The organism is Sulfurimonas iocasae (genome assembly GCF_047716755.1).
Lineage (GTDB): Bacteria > Campylobacterota > Campylobacteria > Campylobacterales > Sulfurimonadaceae > Sulfurimonas.
In genome coordinates this window covers 1,415,841-1,433,974 of sequence record NZ_CP180409.1, presented here as the reverse complement: position 1 = coordinate 1,433,974, position 18,134 = coordinate 1,415,841, and the positions used below count along the sequence as shown (strand labels likewise).

Sequence of the window (18,134 nt, the reverse complement as noted above, 5' to 3'; positions counted from 1 at the left end):
ATGTCAATAAACTGCATAAGAACACTTATAGAAGATGCGGCGCAAACTCACGGAGATAAAATAGCATTAGTTTTTAATGAAAAAAGCATAACTTATTCTGAGTTGTTTGCAAAAGTTAATCAGGTAGCTTATTATTTAAAAGAGTTAGATCTTCCAAAAGACTCAAGAGTTGGTATATATTCAAGTAAAGGAATAGAGCAGGTTATTGCCATACTAGCTATTTTATCAACTGACTATATGTTGGTACCTCTTACAAAACTTTTAAAACCAGAGCAGGTTAAATATATAATAAGCGATTGTAATATTAGGTGTATTATTACAGACAAAGTAGAGCAAGATAGCATAGAAGAGATTGATTTTAATGGTCATATTATTTCATATGAAACGTCCACAAAGGAAATAGCATCTTTTGAAGAAATCTTTAAATACTACAACAAACCATATGTTTGTGATATAAATGGACATAGTAATGCTTTAATAACTTACTCTTTTGGCATGAGCGGAACTCCTAAAGGTATTGTGATTTCGCACAGAAATCTTATTGATTCTGCTCGCGTTGTTTCTCAGTACTTAGACCTTCAAGAAGATGATGTTATCTCTGGTATTCTTATCTTTAACCTTGATTATGGACTAAATCAAATCTTTTGTACACTTTACAAAAAAGCTACTTTAGCACTACACAGATTTATATTACCAGCAGATTTCTTTAACCACCTAATTGATGATAATGTAACCGTTATACCTCTAATGCCAATAAATATAACGCAGATGTTTGATGAAGAGATGAGCAGAATCCCAAATCCTGAGCTTTTTGATGGTATAAAAACTATCACTTCATCTGGCGGTAACGTGACTGCTAAGATGATAAGTAACTGTAAAAAAACTTTTCAAAATGCTGCGTTTTACTCGATGCATGGGCTTACAGAAGCGTTTCGCTCAACTTATTTAAATCCATCACAAGTAGGCATTAGACCTGATTCCATTGGTAAAGCAATTCCTGATGTTGAACTTTATGTTATTAACAAAGACGGCAAAGAGTGTGCGGTACGAGAAGTAGGGGAGTTGATTCACAGAGGTGGATACATCTACAAAGGCTTCTGGAATGCACCGCAGCAAAATGCTCAGAGATTTAAGTCAATTGAGATTTTAAAAGATGTTATCAATATAGAAGGGCAACTCACAGATGAGATAGTTGTAGCTTCCGGTGACTATGTCTATAAAGACGAAGAGGGATATTTCTATTTTGTCTCAAGACATGATAATATGATAAAAACAAGAGGCTTCAGAGTCTCTCCATACGAAATAGAATCAGTTGTATCTAGATGCTTACCTCAAATAGAGCAATGTGCCGTATTTTCTATAGATAATGAACTTATAGAAGAGGAGATAGTTATGGTTTACTCTTCAGTAAGTGAAATAGCACCAAAAGAGATAATATTTGAGTTGAAAAAACATCTGGCATCTTACATGATTCCAAGCAGAGTTATCTATAAAAAGTCACTTCCGCTAGTTCAGAGTGACAAGAACAAGATTAATAAAGATGAGCTAAAGAGAGAGTTAGAAGTCTAAAGTGAGTTGAGTTTGGTAAGGTATGCGTTTGTTGAGAATCGACTTATCTACTCCAACTATAAGAGCAAAGTGAAAGTTGTTTTCTTTTAATATAGGTAATATCTCTTTTTCATGCTTGTAACCAAATATATTTTCTTCTTCAGATTGCTTAATAGAAGAAGGAACGATGCAGATTATCTTTGCCCAGGATGCACGAGAGTGCAGAAAGGTTATTTCGCTATCTACAAGACTTGTGTTTTTCTCAAAGATAAGTACTTTATCGCTAGTTCCAAAATCTTTTATCTCAAAGTTTTTGTTTGTAAAAACTGCTTCAAAGTGCTCTATAGGTGTAAACTTTCTAAGTCTAAAGTCTATTTTTAGACTTTTAAGCAGATGTAATAAATCTGCAAGATAAGGAATAAAAAATGGTGAAATTAGCTGTCTCTCATAAAATATATTGTCATATATAAATGATGTCTCAAAAAGAGTTTGTTCCATAATCTCTATGGGTTCTATGGCTATTTTAGATAGAGTTTTTACGTTTGTAAACATATCTTTAGAGTTTAGAGTGGGGCAAAAAAGTATTGTAGTTCCATTTTCTACTTCCCAAAGGGACTTGAAAACACTTTTTATATCTCCATAAACAACTACAAAAGTTGTTTGTGCAATCACTTGAAGAGCAAGTTTTAAAATAATCTCATTACATTCATAAGCAACTATTTCTTTTTCAATCATCTTGAAACGAAGGAGTCGCTTTAGTGCTTCATCAATGCTGTTTACTTCTATCCAAGCTATTTCTTCATCGAGAATTTGTGTAGGTTTGTCAAAAACTATTCCATATGCACCGTTTAACACAGCCAACTCTATATCTTGAACATTATAGGCAAAGAAGATATCACCTCTCTTTACTTTATTAGCTTCAAAAACAGTGTTTTCAAAATTATTTACACATGGCTCATTTACAAGTTTAGCATGTGTAAGTGCAAGGAAGTTTTCAAGTCTCATCCAATAGGTGTGCCTGCCTTTTTAGGTTTTTCAGGTCTTACTAAACATAGACCATCTTCGTCCTTAGCAGCAAGAAGCATTCCCTCAGATATCATTCCCATAAGCTTTGCAGGTTTTAGGTTAGCGACTACACATACTTGAGTGTTTAGCAGAGCATCGGCAGAATAAAACTCTTTGATTCCAGCTACAACCTGACGAGGTTTATCTTCACCTATATCAACTTGTAATTTGAGAAGTTTTTTACTCTTAGGAACTTCCTCAGCCTCTAAAACAGTACCGACTTTTAAAGATGTTTCAAAAAACTGACCAATCTCTATAAGGTTATCATCTTCTTCTTTTTTAGATTCTTTCTCGGCAATAAGATCTGCTTTCATATTGTCATTTGGCTTATCATCAGGCATAGCTTTTGGAGCTTCTTCCATTAAAGGCTCTTCAACACGAGGGAAAAGAGGGGGAACTTTTTTGATATTAAATAATTTTAATAGCTTTTTATCTACAACAAGGTCGTTGTAGCTAGTGTTATCTATAGTAAAGTTAAGTGCATCTGCTATCGTTGCAGTAGTTCTAGGCATAACAGGACTTAACATGATAGATGCTTTAGCTAAGATATTTGCAACAAGCGCAACAGTAGCAAGAGCTTCATCTTTTTTGCCTTCTTTCATTTTAACCCATGGAGCATGCTCTTCAATAGCTTTGTTCCCTATAGCAAACAGTTTCCAAAGCTCTTCTAGATATCTGTGAGTCTGCATGTTTTGCATAAAATCATCAAGATTACCAAGAGCCTCATTCATAGCATCTAGCTCTTTTGTGTGATATTTTTCTACATCTTTGCTATCTATCTCAAAATCAGAGTATTTTCCACTCATACCGATGATACGATTTAGAAGGTTACCCAAATCATTACTAAGTTCTGAGTTTATTCTATCTATAAATGCTCTTTGAGAAAAATCACCATCTTGACCGAAAGGAACTTCTCTAAGCATAAAATATCTAAGGTTTTCAACACCGTAAACATCTGAGACTTCTTTAGGAGATACAACATTGCCTTTTGACTTACTCATCTTCTCGCCATCTCTAGTCCACCATCCGTGTGCACCGATGTGTTTTGGAAGAGGTAAGTCAAGACTCATAAGAAATGCAGGCCAGTAAATAGCGTGAAAACGAAGAATATCTTTACCTACAAAGTGCGTAGATGCAGGCCAGAAGTCCATGTTAGCATCATCCTTGCCATAACCTAGAGCTGTAACATAGTTCATAAGAGCATCTAACCAAACATACATAACATGCTTGTCATCATTCATAGACTCAGGAAGCTTAACACCCCAAGTAAAAGATGTTCTAGTAACAGAGAGATCTCTAAGCCCACCTTTTACAAAGTTTATAACTTCATTAGCACGAGAGCGAGGAAGTATAAAATCAGGATTATCAGCATAGTGCTTAAGAAGTGCATCTTCGTATTTTGAAAGTCTAAAGAAGTAACTTTCTTCTTTTACTATACTTGTTGTTCTACCACAATCAGGACAAAACTCACCGTCTATCAACTGAGTCTCAGGAAAGAAAGTCTCACAGCTTACACAATAGTGTCCTTCATAAAAGTCTTTATATATATCACCCTTAGCATACATCACTTCAAAAGCTTTTTGAACACCTAGTTTATGGTCTGCATCTGTAGTTCTAATGAATTTGTCATAACCAATTTCAAACTCATCCCATAGATTTTTAAATGACGCACTAATTTCATTTGCAAACTCTTGGGTTGGTTTTCCATGTTTTTGTGCTGATTCTTCTATCTTCTGTCCATGCTCATCTGTGCCAGTTAAAAAGTAAGTTCTATTACCTTTTAGTTTCTCATATCTAGCCATAGTGTCGGCTATAAAAGTAGTGTATGCATGTCCAATGTGTGCTTCACCGTTAACATAATAGATAGGTGTTGTTATATATTTATTCATTAATTTCCCTCATTAAAATTCAAATCCGCCTGTCTCGCCTTTGGACATGCTGTTGTATACTGATTTTACATAATCAATTCTAAGTTCACAAGCTATATAGTGTTCGCAAATGCTGCAAGATACTAATTTTTTATCTTTTTGACAAGCTTGCACTTTGACTATCATTTCATCAAGATGAAGTTCAAACTTATCTTTTTCTTGATTATGCGTTGGCTGCATAAACTTCTTTTACTCTCGCTATCTCATATTTAGAGCCAAAAAAACATGGTGAAGTATCATGGATATGTCCACATGAAAGCTTCATTAAATCAGCTTTACCATCTATCGCTTCGCCACCTGCAGTTTTATAGATGAACGCAAAAGGAAACACTTCAAAGAGTTTACGAAGTTTTCCATCGGGCTTGTCACTAGTTGCTGGATATGAAAATAGTCCACCACCCTTAAGAAGAAGCTGGTGAAGGTCTGGAACCATTCCACCAGAATACCTTAAGCGATAACCCTCTTTAAAAAAGCTGTCCACCATCTCTTTATGGTAAGGTTCCCAATTTTGCTGAGTGCCGCCAGGAGCATTTAAGTTACCTTTTTCTTTTAGACGAATCTCTTTGACAAACTCAAAATTCTCACCTTGAAGCAGGTGTAGTTTTGCTTTGTTGTGAGCAAATACCATCTCAACACGAGGACCAAAAACAACATAACATGAAGCAACCATTTTGCCTACTTCAAAAGCACCATCATAAATACCAAAGATAGAACCAACACTTAGGTTTACATCCACTAAAGATGAGCCATCAAGTGGATCATAAGCGATAAAGTACTTTCCGTTTTCATTTAAAAGCATCGCCTTTTCTTTCTCTTCACTGGCAATGGTGTGAATAGAAGGTACTTGAGAAAACTCCTCTTCAATAATCATGTCACACTGAATGTCGAGCTGAAGCTGAGTCTCACCAGAACTGTTGGCTAGTTGTGAATAGCCTATATCTTTAACATCTATCGCTTTTTTAATTCTTTTTGCAGTACGCTGAATCGCGTCAAATATGTCATCCATTTATTTATACTTCCTTCGCATTTTTAAGTATCCAAGATATTACATCTTCACAGTTATTTAAGTCCAAAATATCAACATTGCTAGGCACATCGTAGTCCTGGGTGTTGATACTCTCATCAATTGCCAAAGCATTCATATAAGGAAAGTAGTCGCTGTCGAGACCATCTCTAAATATACTTATACGTGGCAGTGGTAAATTTTTTAAGCCTTCAACAAGTAGAACATCAAAATCATTAAAAAGTCTAATCATCTCATTTAAATCTTTGTTTTGTTTAGAGAAGTAAGTAGTTCTAGTTGGAGAAGTGACAATCACTTCTGCCCCTGTGTCTGAGAACTTATAACTATCTTTGCCCTCTACATCAAAACGAGCCTTATCACTTGGATCGTGTTTAACTATTGCCACTCTTTTACCATGCTCATGAATCAGTTTTCTGGCTACTTTTAGTATAAGAGTAGTTTTTCCACTATTTGATGGACCTGTAAATGCAACTGCTAATCTTTTGTTCACTTTATGTCTTTATATTTATTTATCTAAAATTTTAAGTGATTATACAAAATAGTCTTTAAAAGCTTGTTTAATAAGATATAATTCTTTCATAAATTATAGGAATAATCATGAAATATATATTATTAATTTTAACTTTTTCACTACTATTTATGGGATGTGCAGATAAAAATGCTTTTAGCAAGTTTAAAATGCAAGAAGATCAAGAACTAAGTGCAACAAGTTTACAGGGAAGCAAAATAAAAATGGGTGAAGATGTAGAGGGAATTTTCTCTGCTATATATCTAAATGACGTCTATCCAAATATATATACTGTTAACGAATATTTTTATGTATATCTTTACCTAAAAGAAGAAAAAAAGATGTATGACACAAACAGTCTTGATGAGATAAAACTCACTATAAAACTTAACGGTAAACTTCCCATGAAAATAAAAAAGCTAGATGCTGAAAATAAGTTTTCTCATCTAGCTTCTGTTCGTAGTGAGTGGAAGAGATACTATCTTGTAGCTTTTGAAAAAGAAGAAAAAAACACAATCAACCTTGTACTCGAAACCGATCAGTCTTCTTCGGATGCGTTAACGTATCAAAAAGGCGAAGAATAGAGACTTCCTCACCCATTACTTTTTTGTACATCACATAGTTTGCTAGAACTTTTTTTCCATACTCTCTACTCTCAGAGTTAGACATTAACTCCATACTCAAAAATGGTTCATATTTTCCGCTGTTAAAAGTACCTTTTTCAAGATATCTTCTTAAAAAACCCATACCGCCATTGTAAGCATAAGCCATAAAAAGAGGGTGATACAGAGACTTTTTCATCCACTCTAGATGCTTGAGCGCATAGTTAATGTTATTTTTAGGTATAAACATCTCATCGTAGTTTTTTACCGGATTTTTTACCTGTTTAGAGATAGCATCTGCTACAAACGGCATAAGCTGCATCAGACCTAGAGCATATGAGCGAGATAGAGCAGCAGGAATAAGTCTACTTTCTTGACGCATAATCGCATAAACAAGAGCTTTTTCATCTGTTGATATATCTCTTAGATACCTATCATATGGCATAACATAACCGTGCATTGAGTATTTATATGCTTTTTCAAGTATGAGAGTCTGAACAGGTATCATATTTTCTTGCATATAAGTCTTAGAGAGTTCATAAAGTTTATCTTGTGATGAAGCTTTCCTTATATCAGCTATTACGCTGCTCCACTCAAATGGGTCTTGAATATTTTTATCTGCTTCATCTTCATTTACTTCTACAGCACAAAAGTAATTATTGAAGCTTTTGTTTTGCTTTTCATGCGCATAAAGAGTATACATATTTATATCTCGACTATGTAGTAACTTATCTAGATACTTTTTATCTTCTGTAACTTTATACATCCAAAAGTAGTTCTTATCAATATCAATTTTCTTTTTAGCTTTTAAAAGAGATAGATTAAAGTAATGTATAGCTGCCTTGTTGTTTAGATATTTTATATGATTAAGGGCTAGATAAAAGTTAGTCTTAGAGTTTAGTTTTTCTCCCTCTAGGTTTAAAAGAGCTAACTGCAGTCTGTTTAGCTTGTCGTCATGCACAACTATTTTAACAAACTGAGATATTCTCCAAGATGATGATAGTTTATTTATAAACTCATTATTTAGATGAATGTTAAGATTTTCTCTACGATGCCTGGATGTAGTTCTTACAAAAAGTGATAGTATCGTGTTCTCGTCATACTTACTGTATGCCTCTTGCGAGTAGGGCTCATTCTGGATTCTAAGAAGTTCTATTTTGGCTTTTGTTTTAATCTTTTTTGAAAGTTTCTCTCTTTCATTTTTTGTCATGGCAAGTGTTTTGTATGGAGAAAAGGCAAGTTCTAAACATTTATCATCTTCTATAGATAAAAGTTTTTTCTCTTTCATGCAAGAGATTTTTTTCTTTACTTGAGGATTATTCGTTTTTTTTGCATAAAGTTTAAATAGTTTATTGCTTTTACCCTTAATCTGAGCGTAAGCTTTATCAGCTTGCTCGGGAGTAATATCTTGTTTTAGGTATTGCCATATCATAAAGTTTTTTGCGCGACTTGTAGGTTTTGAGTCTATCTCTTGAAGAGTTACGTTGGCATCTAAAGATGCCAACATAAGCAATAGTGGTAGAAAAATCTTAATCATAGTTACAATGAGTGAAGTAGGGCACTCAGTAAAACAATAACTATCTGTAGAGCTATAATGATTACAAGTGGTGCTAGGTCTAATCCATTAAAGTCTGTTCTAATGAATCTACGGACAAGTCTATATGCGGGTTGTGTAACTCTATGGAGAAACTGAACCACAGGATTATACGGGTCTGGGTTTACAAAACTTAAAAGTGCTGTAACAATAATAACCCAAACATAAATATTTACAAGACTAACAATAATAGAACCAAGTCCTTGAATTATTTCCATTAACATACTCATTTTATAATCTCTCTTATATAATTTTTTAAATACTTATAAACTAAAGCAATATCTGGACCATTTCCTGCGCCAGTTAGTAAAAAATGCAGTGCTTTAGAAAAGTTTTCATCTTTAAGAGTTGATTCTTTCATAATGTACTTTTTAAAATCATCATACTCTTGAAAATATGGCGCATTTTTAATAGTCTTTGCCATTATTTGTGCAACCTCTGTAAACTCCTCAGGAATTTCTTTGGCTGCGAAGATTGCTTCTATTTTCGATTTTAACTCTTTTGTAGTAGAAGCTTCTTCTAAGTAAACCTTTGCAAGCTCACCGATGTTAGCATCTGCAAAACCTACATATCTTGAAAGCTCCGTAGCATCCATGTTTTTAAGATGTTTTTTATTTATCTCTCTTAAAAGCTCAATACTAAAGCGAGCAGGGGACTTAGATATTTTTTCTAAGCTAAACCACTCTATCGCATCTTTAACATCAAAAATCTCTTGAGGTGTCTCATTTGCTATTGATATTAAATAATTTGAAATAGCAGCTGGAAGGAAACCTTCCTCTAAAAGCCACTTAACGCTAAAAGTGTCGTTTAAAATAATAGGCAAGTGAGCATACTCTACTTTTTTCTCATAACCTAAAGATGTTCTAACGTGGTCTTGCTTAGGCGTATCGCTCATATGCTCTTGGCTACGAATAACTAAAGAGATATCACTTAGCATATCATCAACTGCACAAGCAAAGTTATATGTAGGAGTTTTATCTTGATCCATGATTATAAAACTATCAACAGCATCTGGCTCAAAGCTAACTTCACCTTTTATGAGGTCATTAATAACTATGGCTTTATCTGGTCTACTTAGTCTAATAGTAAAGGGGTTCATATTGTCAAGCACAAGCTCATCAGGCAGGTTTCTACAAGCATCGTCGTAACTATAAGCTTTTTTGTTCTCTTTTGCTTCTTCACGCTTTTTTTCAAGCCACTCGTGTGAACAAAAGCAGCTAAATGCTTTTTTATCATGAATGAGTTGCAGAGCCATAGCAGAGTGAAAACGTACGTTTTCGCTTTGATAAATAACTTGAGAGTATTCAATGCCAAAAAGAGATAGTAATGCTAATATTTCTTCATCTTTACCTTCTACATTTTTCTCTTTCTCTATATCTTCTATACGAACTATAAAATCTTCGTTTCTCTGTTTTGACACAATATAGTTAAATAGGGCAGTTCTGAGGTCACCTATGTGCATATCACCAGTTGGACTAGGCGCAAATCTAAGCATTAAAATTCCTAAAATAGTATTTTTGTGATTTTAACAAATTTTTGATTAATTATAAGATGTATGTTTAACTTCTCTAGGGTGCTATAAGCTCTAATTTGATAAAATACAGCTCTTATGATAGTTTCAAAATTAAAAGGTTTAATAATAATGAGCGAGAGCAAAGATTTTTTACGTACAATAGTTGAAGAAGATTTAAAGTCAGGCAAATATAAAGAGGTTGTTACAAGATTTCCTCCAGAGCCTAATGGGTTCCCACATATTGGACATGCTAAGTCTATCTTTATAAATTTTGGTATCGCTCGTGATTATAATGGTCACTGTAACTTGAGAATGGATGATACAAATCCAACTAAAGAAGACACTAAATATGTTGAGGCTCTTCAAGATGCTGTAGAGTGGCTTGGATTTGAGTGGGATAATCAAGTATATTTTACTTCTGATTATTTTCCTAAGCTATACGATTATGCGGTTGAGCTTATTAAAATGGGCAAGGCATACGTTGATAGTCTAACAGAAGAAGAGATACGTGAATACCGCGGTACTGTTACAGAAGCAGGAAAACGCAGCAAATATGCCCAGCGCACGGTTGAAGAAAATCTAGACCTTTTTGAGAGAATGAAAAAGGGTGAGTTTAAAAACGGTGAACATATATTAAGAGCTAAGATTGATATGAGTGCAGCCAATATGAAAATGAGAGATCCGCTTTTATATCGTATCAGACACTCGCACCATTTTAGAGCTGGTAATGAATGGTCTATTTACCCAATGTATGACTTTGCTCACTGCTTGTCTGACTATATTGAGGGCATTTCTCACTCTATCTGTACACTAGAGTTTGAAAACAACCGTGATATTTATAATTGGGTACTAGATACTCTTGAGCTTGAGTTGCCACGTCCTTATCAGCATGAGTTTGCACGTCTTGCTATTAACTATACCGTTATGAGTAAAAGAAAGCTTTTAGAATTGGTTGAAGGTGGGCAGGTTAGTGGTTGGGATGATCCTCGTATGCCAACAATTGCTGGATATAGAAGAAGAGGTTATACTCCACAATCTATTTTGAACTTTTGTGATCAAATAGGTATAGCAAAAGCAAACTCAACGGTTGATGTTGCACAGCTTGAATTTTGTATAAGAGATGATTTAAATACAAAAGTGCCACGTGTTATGTGTGTACTTGACCCTATAAAAGTAACTATCAAAAATTATGAGGGCAGCGAAGAGATTGAAGCCCCGTACTACCCACATGACGTACCTAAAGAAGGCTCAAGAAAATTACCTTTTTCTAAAGAGATTTATATTGAGCGTGATGATTTTAATGAAAACCCTCCAAAAGGTTACTTCCGTCTTACGCCTCAACAACCAGTTAGACTTAGACACGGATTTATCATTACTTATAAGGAAGTTATTAAAGACTCCAGTGGAAATATCACAGAAATAATAGCAGAGTATCATCCTGAGTCTAAAAGTGGCTCAGACAGTAGCGGTATCAAGGTTAAAAGTGCTATTCAGTGGGTAGATGCCGCATCTGCTAAGAGTGTAGAAGTTAGACTTTATGACAGACTCTACTCATCAGAAGCACCAGAAGGATTAGAAGACTTAAACCCTCACTCTCTAAAAGTTATCAAAAATGCTCTAATTGAGCCTTCTGTGATAAATGAGAAACCCGATGAAAGATTTCAGTTTGAAAGACAAGGGTACTTTTATGCTGATCCAATAGATTACACAGATGAAACACCTGTGTTTAATAAAATTGTCGGTCTTAAAGACTCTTACGCTAAAAAGAAAAAAGCACCTGAGAATACATCAAAAACTCAAGCTAAAAAAGTGCAAATAGATGGTGAAGAAGCACATATGAGTGAAGCTCAAAAAGCACTGTTTGATAAGTACACAAATGAACTTAAACTAAATAGTGAAGTAGCTAATATTTTAGCTCGTGATGAGCATCTTTCGTCATTCTATGAAGAGGCTCTATCTGTGCTTAATAGTCCTGTGAGCCTAGCTAATATCGTGGTGAATGAAGTAGCCAGAGTGTTAAAAGAAAAACAATCAGATAAACTGAAATTTAATGCTACGCAGATAGCTGAACTAATTAAGATGGTTGATGATGAGACTATTTCAAGTAAAATCGCTAAAGAAGTATTTGAAAAGATGGCAGAATCTGGAGAAAATCCAGCACAAATAGTTGAGAGTAAAGGACTTGTGCAAATAAGTGACCCTTCTATAATCTTGCCTATTATTGATGAAGTAATTGCAAAAAATCCAGACAACGTGCTCAAGTTTAAAGCTGGTAACACAAAACTTTTAGGCTTTTTTGTCGGGCAAGTACTAAAAGCCACAGGTGGCAAAGCAAACCCAAAAGTGGTAAATGAACTTGTCGCAGGAAAGTTAAAATAATAAATTTAAAGGGAATTATATAAGCATAAGTGGTGACATTGTATAAAAGATATAGTTAGTTTAATTAAACTGGAAGATTGATAGTAAACTCAACTCCATTTTCTGTATTGTCGAACCAAATAGTTCCTCCAAAGTTTTTCTCAATAATAATTTTACACATATACAAACCTAAGCCGGAATTATTTTTTTCTTCTTTGGTGGTGTAGTATGCATCAAATATTTTATCAATGTGTTTACTCTCAATTCCACCACCATTATTGCCTATTATAATCGTAGTATTATCTTTTGAATCGTTTGTTTTGATATACACCAAAGGATTATCTATTTTTCTAGAAATTAGAATATATCTTGCATTGTTTAAAATATTTAAAATAACCTGAAGCATTTCACCCTCTAAAATAGATAATTCACTATTTGAATGTAATTCGTGCACTATTCTAATTTTATTGTTTACAAATGTTTTCTCTAGTAAACTAATTGCTTTTAAGATTGGTTCGTTGATGTTAACTCTTGTATTTGCAGTATTACTTGTGTTGTGCATTAATCCAAAGTCATCCATTGTTTTAGATAGATAAGATACTTGTTCTTGTAACTCATAAAGGTTTTGAGTGGCGACTGAAGTATTGAAGTTTTTCAACTCAATGTCAAAAAGAATATTATTAACTTGCATACTTATAACAGCTAATGGTTGTCTCCATTGATGTGCAATCATTGATATCATTTCACTAATTGCGTTTTGTTGAGACTTTAACATTAAGTCATGTTGTTCAATTCTTTTATTTTCTTCATTATGAAGTATATTGACAAGAACAATAAAAAATAACAAGATTGTAAATAATAAAAATACAAACAATTGCGTAGAAATAAGTACTTGATTTAGTTCGTTAATATCAATATGTTTATTAGTGAATGCATTTGAAATAAGAACTGTTAAACTTGCTAGAGTTGCAAAAAATAAAGCAGAGAATTGATCTACTCTAAATGCAATATAAATTAAAATAGGAATAGCTATAATGAGAATATGTAAGATGTCAAACTGATTAACAATAGGAATATAAGGAATCAGAAATATAAAAATTGCCAGAAGAATATAGTAGAAAAAAAGTCTTGGATGAAATTTAAAATTCCATTGATTTTGAAGTAATGTTATTAAGAGTGGTGCGAATAATAAAACCCCTACAGCATCTCCAATGAACCATGTAGTAAATAAGCTCCAGTATTCATTACTTGTTATTAAGTCAGCTAAAAATAGACCAGTGACTCCAAATATTGCACTTACTAAAGAAGCAAAAATCACAGCGTATACTATGAAGGTGATTATGTCTTGAAAAGAGGTGAAAAAATTGTTTATTGTAGTTGCTTTTTTGACATAGTATACTCCAATAAGAGCATATAAAGTATCGCCAATACCGTTTAAAGACGCTGCAGTTAGAGTTGTGATGGTTTGCTGGTAGTCTTCAAAAGAGCAATAGGCCCATCCATTTCCTATGGCTGCACCTAAAAATACACCTGGTAATATAGCATAACCTCTCCATAGAATTATAAAAAATATAATTCCAGAAGGAAACCAAACAGGTGTAACATTCCCAGGGCCTATAGCAAATGTTTGTCCAATCTTGGCGCTTACAATATATACACAGGCCAATAATAATATTTCAACTATTTTTCTTAAAGTCATATTATGATTTTATCATAATTAGTCAGTACAAGGAAAAAGTTTCTATAGTTTTTTTTATGTAAGTTCTTAAAATATGGTAGTTTAGAGAAAAAGTGGTGACCCCGAGGAGAATTGAACTCTAGTTGATTATATATCTTAAAGAATTTATCTACATCTAAGCACGCTATATCTACAATCTTGAAAACTTATCAATATCTCTTAATGTTATCTAATCGCATACTAGGTGTGACCCATTAGATGACCCCATAGAGATATAACAAATTAAAGGTGTGACCCAATGGCTATTTTACTATCCGATTATATTGCTACAAAGCACAAAGGCTTGTTTGTTCACAAGTCGAATGATTGCAAGTTCTTGTTAAATTTCAGAACAAATGCAAAGGCAACAAGGCAAGTTTTCAATGCGAATCCTGCTCATACAAAGGCAGACAAGCTTAAAACAGCGTATAAGAAACTAGAAGAGTTAAAAGGTGTAAAGCTTAGAGTGGAATCATCAGGTGCTATCTTAGATGCAACTGTAGATGATTACTTTGACAGATTACAGATAATGACAGAACGGAATGAAGAGACACAAAAGTCTTACAAGCTTCATTATGCCAACTATATCAAACCCACTATTGGTAAGATGAAGATAACAAATGTTACACCGATGCACATCTCAACTATTACAGCACTCACAAAACATTTAGCCAACTCAACAAGACAGAAGAGCACAGCTATTTTAGTTCCTATCTTTAGACTTGCAATAGATGAAGAGCTGATACAGTTTACACCAGTGAAACATATTCACAAGATTAAAAGAAAACAGCTTGAAGAGAAGAAAGTGATCAGCAATGCTGAAACCAAATATAGAGAAGTCTATAAAGCCATAAATAGTGTATTTGCAGAGAATCATAAAATTAGAGCGCTATTCTTGTTTGGGTTCTATGGAAGAAGAAAGACAGAGACACTGCATCTCATGTGGAGTGACATAGATTTTAAAAATGACAGCTACACCATACGAGCTGCTAATAGTAAAATCAATACTGATATGAGCTTTAAGCTTCCATCAGATGTTAAAGAAGCACTTGTGCAATGTGAACGCTTTGGCAACTACATCTTTGCAAGTAACAGAGACCCATCTAAGCCAATCTCAGAAATACGAGAGCATGTGGAAAAGATTAGAGAAGTAACAGTACCAGAGTACAACTTCCACTGGATGAGAAACTTATCTGTATCGGCTCTATCATCAATGGGAGTGGAAGCTATCCACCTGAGCGCAATGCTAGGGCATACAGACACTGCAACAGTGAAGCAATACCTATCACTGCAAAGAGAGAGTTCATCGGTGCATACGCTGGATGCTAGTAAAAGGTTGTTGGGATGAGTGATTGGGAATCAATATGTGCAGATGCACAATATGATGAAGAGCAAGAGAAACTTAGAGAAGAGTACTTTCCTTCCGATGACTCAATAGAAGGAAAACATAATGAGATATTATTTGAAAAACAATCTAGGGAAGTAATACTAAGATATCAACTAATTGATTATTACGATAAAGATGCAAGTTGGGAGAGACTAAAAGATGATGAAAAGTTGGGATACTGTTTCTCTATTTTAGAACCCATCAAAACTGATAAGTTTCCACTACTAAGACAAGTACACATTTTTACAAATCTCGTAAATTTAGATATGAAAAAATTAAATTATTATAGAATACTTGAATGTGCATTTTATAATGAGGTATCACTAAATACAATAAGTGTGGAGATTAATCCAATAATACCAATAATGCACTATGATAAATATCTTAAAAATTTATATACCACTAGTACTGTAAAAACTTTTAGTATACCGTTAGATAGTTCAACTGAGTATCTTCAGGGGTTATTTGAAATATGGTTTGAGCATAAAGTACACAATTTGAAAGCACCAACTATATATAAAATAAGGAAGATATTGACACCTTATGATGCAAGGCAAATTCATAGATATATAAAAAAAATCCCACTCCTACTTCATTAACAATCCATCTTCTGAAAGGACAAAATTTAGTATATTTTGTCCCATATTTTATTGAAATTTATTGAATAATGTCAACAATCAATTAATTAGAAGCTTTTAAAGTTTTGAGTTATTTGTGAATTACATCTCAATAATGAGATTATACAAGGAGTCTAAATGGACTTACAAAATAAAGCGTGGTTAACACCACTTGAGGTTGAAGATTTATACGGGTTCAGTGTAAGCCGTCAGGCAAGGTTGAGAATGGAACGAAAGATTCCATTTTCTAAGATTGGGAGCTATATACGCTATAGCAGAGAAGCTATAAATGAATGGCTTGAAGCTGCGAAGGTAGCATAAATGCCTAAGCATTGGACAGCTGAAGAGCGTAATACTTTGAAGGATTTATTAACCAATGGAGTAGAGCTTAGTACTCTACATGTAGCATTACCACATAGAACAGCATTGGCAATCTCAAGAGAAGCTACAAAGTTAAACTTTTGTACTAAATCTGTTAATGGTGTAAAAGTTTTATATGATGATATCAAACGGAGAAACAGAGTTGCTAAGCTTACAAAAAGTGAAGCCAAAAAGAAAAATGAAGAAGTTGAAGCAGATGGAATAATCACTACGACCAATAGTGATGCACCTGCTACAGTAGAAAGTTTGAAAAACAAATCTACTGTAATTGTAGCAATTCATGACTTAATAAGCAATGTTACAGGATTAAATGCTAATACAACGGCTGTGAAAATGCTACAAGATTACAACTTAGAGGTAGAACCAAGAATAGTCTTTGAGCTATCTCAGCACATATTACAAAGTACTAAAAAGGACATTACATGAAAGACGCAGAAATTAAAATTCGTAGTTTAGGTTATACATTTACTTCGACAGAATGTGTAGATATGGATGATACTAAAAAAGAATTATATATATCAATGAATAAAATTTTTGATGTATCAGTAGAACTACTGGCTAATTATTCAAAGTTACATCCACTAAATCATTCCGATAAAGTAGTGTGCAACAGGCTATCTAATAGTTTGATTAAAAGAGTTAATGATATAAAACTAAAGTTTTTGTATGGGTCAGTACACATTACTTCATCTATAATTAATACATTCTCTTTTTTCATCACAAAAGAGCTTCTAGAATTATTTGATGAGTATGACTCAAAATTTCATAAGTCTTTTAGTTACTCAGAATTATTTGAACACCATGCTCAACATACTTTTTGGCATGTGCAGATGATGATAGATCAAATTTTCCATCCAGAGGTTTACATGGAACTGACAGAAAAATACTTTAAGAGTGCAGCATAATATAAATCAGTCTAAGGTAAACCCTTGGGCATGTATATTTATGTGGATGCACAAAGGATTATCGCTAGAAGTAGTGGTAGTAGTGTGTCATGACTGAAAAAGTGACTGTCAGAGTGACTGTAAAATGACAAATTAATGACTGTCAGAGTGACTGTGAAGGTGACTGTCAGAAGGAGGAAAACTAATGAGCATTTTTGATAAACTAAATGAAGATACAGATTTGTTCATATTAAAAATCAATGCGTTCAGACCAGAACAAATAAGTGAAGATTATCAGGAGTTACTTCAAAACTATATCACTCCAAGTAGAGGTTACATTACACCTTCAGCTCGTGGAGTTCGCATTGATGATGTAGAAATTGACACACTAAGATATATCATTACTGAGTGTTTCAGGTGCAATGAAGAGCAAAAGTACCAAGCAATTATAGTAACAATTTACAAGATATTTGAAAAATATCAGGATTTAGATTTAGTTCAAGAAGCAAAAGATGAACTTTCAAATTATCTAAGCATAGGCAGCACCGTAGATAGTGTAGATATGACTTTTCTAGATGAGAGCATAGGTGATTACACCAATAACTTTTTCTATATTATTGAAATATCTATAGGTGCCAATAAGATTCTAAAATATGGTAAAACAAATTCTCTGCCAAGATTGAGGTTTGCACAGATAAAAAATGCCATAAAAGAAAACTATAAAAAATTCCATATATCTATAAAGCCACTTATATTGGCTTATTATAACGATATAGCTGAGTTTGAAGACATGGTAAAAGTTTCATTGAGTGAACATAATATTGGCTCAAGCAATTATAAATTTGCTGGTGCAAGTGAGACTTTCTCACTCAAAGATAAAGATAAGGTACTAGATATTTTAAATACTTCTGTTGGAAATTTATCTAAGACTGAAAAACTTGAGATACTTTATGACGAAATGTCATAGAGTATTTTATATGCCTAAGTAGATTTTTTAGTATAAAATTA

Annotated in this window: 18 protein-coding genes; 9 read left to right on the top strand and 9 right to left on the bottom strand. The window is 33.6% G+C overall.

What is annotated here, in order from left to right:
- Window positions 1–1,569: an AMP-binding protein gene (locus ACLHDE_RS07155; protein WP_415395736.1), complete on the top strand. Its 1,569-nt coding sequence runs from the start codon at window positions 1–3 to the stop codon at window positions 1,567–1,569.
- On the opposite strand, the gene ACLHDE_RS07150 is transcribed toward ACLHDE_RS07155, so the two are convergent.
- From ACLHDE_RS07150 to mobB, 5 genes are read right to left on the bottom strand one after another with little or no spacing between them, the layout of a single operon-like run.
- Entirely contained in the window at window positions 1,558–2,553 is a 996-nt protein-coding gene (locus ACLHDE_RS07150; RefSeq protein ID WP_415395735.1) for a hypothetical protein, read from the bottom strand. The two genes, ACLHDE_RS07155 and ACLHDE_RS07150, sit on opposite strands and share 12 nt — an antisense overlap.
- Entirely contained in the window at window positions 2,550–4,502 is a 1,953-nt protein-coding gene (gene metG / locus ACLHDE_RS07145; RefSeq protein ID WP_415395734.1) for a methionine--tRNA ligase, read from the bottom strand. Before metG ends, ACLHDE_RS07150 begins: the two co-directional genes overlap by 4 nt.
- Before the next feature lie 12 nt (window positions 4,503–4,514).
- Complete coding sequence (locus tag ACLHDE_RS07140; RefSeq protein ID WP_415395733.1) at window positions 4,515–4,721, bottom strand: hypothetical protein; 207 nt, start codon at window positions 4,719–4,721, stop codon at window positions 4,515–4,517.
- Window positions 4,705–5,547 (bottom strand): class 1 fructose-bisphosphatase, encoded by an 843-nt coding sequence (locus tag ACLHDE_RS07135; RefSeq protein WP_415395732.1) that lies wholly within the window; start codon window positions 5,545–5,547, stop codon window positions 4,705–4,707. The genes ACLHDE_RS07140 and ACLHDE_RS07135 overlap by 17 nt, the downstream gene beginning before the upstream one ends.
- Window positions 5,548–5,551: 4 nt before the next feature.
- A complete protein-coding gene (gene mobB, locus ACLHDE_RS07130; RefSeq protein ID WP_415395731.1) occupies window positions 5,552–6,055 on the bottom strand; it encodes a molybdopterin-guanine dinucleotide biosynthesis protein B in 504 nt (167 codons plus the stop codon).
- Between the two features lie 107 nt (window positions 6,056–6,162).
- On the opposite strand from mobB, the gene ACLHDE_RS07125 reads away from it, so the two are divergent.
- Window positions 6,163–6,657, top strand: coding sequence for a hypothetical protein (locus tag ACLHDE_RS07125; RefSeq protein ID WP_415395730.1), 495 nt, complete (start codon window positions 6,163–6,165; stop codon window positions 6,655–6,657).
- Here ACLHDE_RS07125 and ACLHDE_RS07120 read toward each other — a convergent pair.
- From ACLHDE_RS07120 to gltX, 3 genes are read right to left on the bottom strand one after another with little or no spacing between them, the layout of a single operon-like run.
- Window positions 6,590–8,212: a lytic transglycosylase domain-containing protein gene (locus tag ACLHDE_RS07120; protein WP_415395729.1), complete on the bottom strand. Its 1,623-nt coding sequence runs from the start codon at window positions 8,210–8,212 to the stop codon at window positions 6,590–6,592. The two genes, ACLHDE_RS07125 and ACLHDE_RS07120, sit on opposite strands and share 68 nt — an antisense overlap.
- 2 nt (window positions 8,213–8,214) lie before the next feature.
- A complete protein-coding gene (locus tag ACLHDE_RS07115) occupies window positions 8,215–8,499 on the bottom strand; it encodes a YggT family protein (RefSeq protein ID WP_415395728.1) in 285 nt (94 codons plus the stop codon).
- Window positions 8,496–9,764 carry a glutamate--tRNA ligase gene (gene gltX / locus ACLHDE_RS07110; RefSeq protein WP_415395727.1) on the bottom strand — a complete coding sequence of 423 codons (1,269 nt, stop codon included), beginning with the start codon at window positions 9,762–9,764 and terminating at the stop codon, window positions 8,496–8,498. The genes ACLHDE_RS07115 and gltX overlap by 4 nt, the downstream gene beginning before the upstream one ends.
- A 147-nt stretch (window positions 9,765–9,911) precedes the next feature.
- Between gltX and ACLHDE_RS07105 the strand changes: the two genes are divergently transcribed.
- Window positions 9,912–12,161 carry a glutamine--tRNA ligase/YqeY domain fusion protein gene (locus tag ACLHDE_RS07105; protein ID WP_415398525.1) on the top strand — a complete coding sequence of 750 codons (2,250 nt, stop codon included), beginning with the start codon at window positions 9,912–9,914 and terminating at the stop codon, window positions 12,159–12,161.
- A gap of 64 nt (window positions 12,162–12,225) precedes the next feature.
- Here the strand turns inward: ACLHDE_RS07105 and ACLHDE_RS07100 are convergent, their stop codons facing one another.
- Window positions 12,226–13,839, bottom strand: a complete 1,614-nt coding sequence (locus ACLHDE_RS07100) for an MASE1 domain-containing protein (RefSeq protein ID WP_415395726.1) — start codon at window positions 13,837–13,839, stop codon at window positions 12,226–12,228.
- A 277-nt stretch (window positions 13,840–14,116) separates the two neighbouring features.
- Between ACLHDE_RS07100 and ACLHDE_RS07095 the strand changes: the two genes are divergently transcribed.
- The 6 genes from ACLHDE_RS07095 to ACLHDE_RS07070 all read left to right on the top strand — a co-directional run bounded on the left by ACLHDE_RS07095 (window position 14,117) and on the right by ACLHDE_RS07070 (window position 18,093).
- The gene (locus ACLHDE_RS07095; RefSeq protein WP_415398502.1) at window positions 14,117–15,205 is read left to right on the top strand and encodes a tyrosine-type recombinase/integrase; all 1,089 of its coding nucleotides are present in this window, start codon (window positions 14,117–14,119) and stop codon (window positions 15,203–15,205) included.
- Window positions 15,202–15,843, top strand: coding sequence for a hypothetical protein (locus ACLHDE_RS07090; protein ID WP_415398501.1), 642 nt, complete (start codon window positions 15,202–15,204; stop codon window positions 15,841–15,843). Before ACLHDE_RS07095 ends, ACLHDE_RS07090 begins: the two co-directional genes overlap by 4 nt.
- A gap of 156 nt (window positions 15,844–15,999) precedes the next feature.
- Window positions 16,000–16,182 carry a helix-turn-helix domain-containing protein gene (locus ACLHDE_RS07085; protein ID WP_415398500.1) on the top strand — a complete coding sequence of 61 codons (183 nt, stop codon included), beginning with the start codon at window positions 16,000–16,002 and terminating at the stop codon, window positions 16,180–16,182.
- Window positions 16,183–16,668, top strand: coding sequence for a hypothetical protein (locus tag ACLHDE_RS07080; protein WP_415398499.1), 486 nt, complete (start codon window positions 16,183–16,185; stop codon window positions 16,666–16,668).
- Window positions 16,665–17,147 (top strand): hypothetical protein, encoded by a 483-nt coding sequence (locus ACLHDE_RS07075; protein WP_415398498.1) that lies wholly within the window; start codon window positions 16,665–16,667, stop codon window positions 17,145–17,147. The genes ACLHDE_RS07080 and ACLHDE_RS07075 overlap by 4 nt, the downstream gene beginning before the upstream one ends.
- A gap of 184 nt (window positions 17,148–17,331) precedes the next feature.
- Window positions 17,332–18,093 (top strand): hypothetical protein, encoded by a 762-nt coding sequence (locus tag ACLHDE_RS07070; RefSeq protein ID WP_415398497.1) that lies wholly within the window; start codon window positions 17,332–17,334, stop codon window positions 18,091–18,093.
- The last annotated feature ends 41 nt before the right edge of the window (window positions 18,094–18,134 follow it).

Bases quoted from the DNA above. Each gene is read 5' to 3' on its own strand.
- ACLHDE_RS07155 (WP_415395736.1), top strand. From the start codon at position 1: ATGTCAATAAACTGCATAAGAACACTTATAGAAGATGCGGCGCAAACT.
- ACLHDE_RS07150 (WP_415395735.1), bottom strand. From the start codon at position 2,553: ATGAGACTTGAAAACTTCCTTGCACTTACACATGCTAAACTTGTAAAT.
- metG (WP_415395734.1), bottom strand. From the start codon at position 4,502: ATGAATAAATATATAACAACACCTATCTATTATGTTAACGGTGAAGCA.
- ACLHDE_RS07140 (WP_415395733.1), bottom strand. From the start codon at position 4,721: ATGCAGCCAACGCATAATCAAGAAAAAGATAAGTTTGAACTTCATCTT.
- ACLHDE_RS07135 (WP_415395732.1), bottom strand. From the start codon at position 5,547: ATGGATGACATATTTGACGCGATTCAGCGTACTGCAAAAAGAATTAAA.
- ACLHDE_RS07125 (WP_415395730.1), top strand. From the start codon at position 6,163: ATGAAATATATATTATTAATTTTAACTTTTTCACTACTATTTATGGGA.
- ACLHDE_RS07120 (WP_415395729.1), bottom strand. From the start codon at position 8,212: ATGATTAAGATTTTTCTACCACTATTGCTTATGTTGGCATCTTTAGAT.
- ACLHDE_RS07115 (WP_415395728.1), bottom strand. From the start codon at position 8,499: ATGAGTATGTTAATGGAAATAATTCAAGGACTTGGTTCTATTATTGTT.
- gltX (WP_415395727.1), bottom strand. From the start codon at position 9,764: ATGCTTAGATTTGCGCCTAGTCCAACTGGTGATATGCACATAGGTGAC.
- ACLHDE_RS07105 (WP_415398525.1), top strand. From the start codon at position 9,912: ATGAGCGAGAGCAAAGATTTTTTACGTACAATAGTTGAAGAAGATTTA.
- ACLHDE_RS07100 (WP_415395726.1), bottom strand. From the start codon at position 13,839: ATGACTTTAAGAAAAATAGTTGAAATATTATTATTGGCCTGTGTATAT.
- ACLHDE_RS07095 (WP_415398502.1), top strand. From the start codon at position 14,117: ATGGCTATTTTACTATCCGATTATATTGCTACAAAGCACAAAGGCTTG.
- ACLHDE_RS07090 (WP_415398501.1), top strand. From the start codon at position 15,202: ATGAGTGATTGGGAATCAATATGTGCAGATGCACAATATGATGAAGAG.
- ACLHDE_RS07085 (WP_415398500.1), top strand. From the start codon at position 16,000: ATGGACTTACAAAATAAAGCGTGGTTAACACCACTTGAGGTTGAAGAT.
- ACLHDE_RS07080 (WP_415398499.1), top strand. From the start codon at position 16,183: ATGCCTAAGCATTGGACAGCTGAAGAGCGTAATACTTTGAAGGATTTA.
- ACLHDE_RS07075 (WP_415398498.1), top strand. From the start codon at position 16,665: ATGAAAGACGCAGAAATTAAAATTCGTAGTTTAGGTTATACATTTACT.
- ACLHDE_RS07070 (WP_415398497.1), top strand. From the start codon at position 17,332: ATGAGCATTTTTGATAAACTAAATGAAGATACAGATTTGTTCATATTA.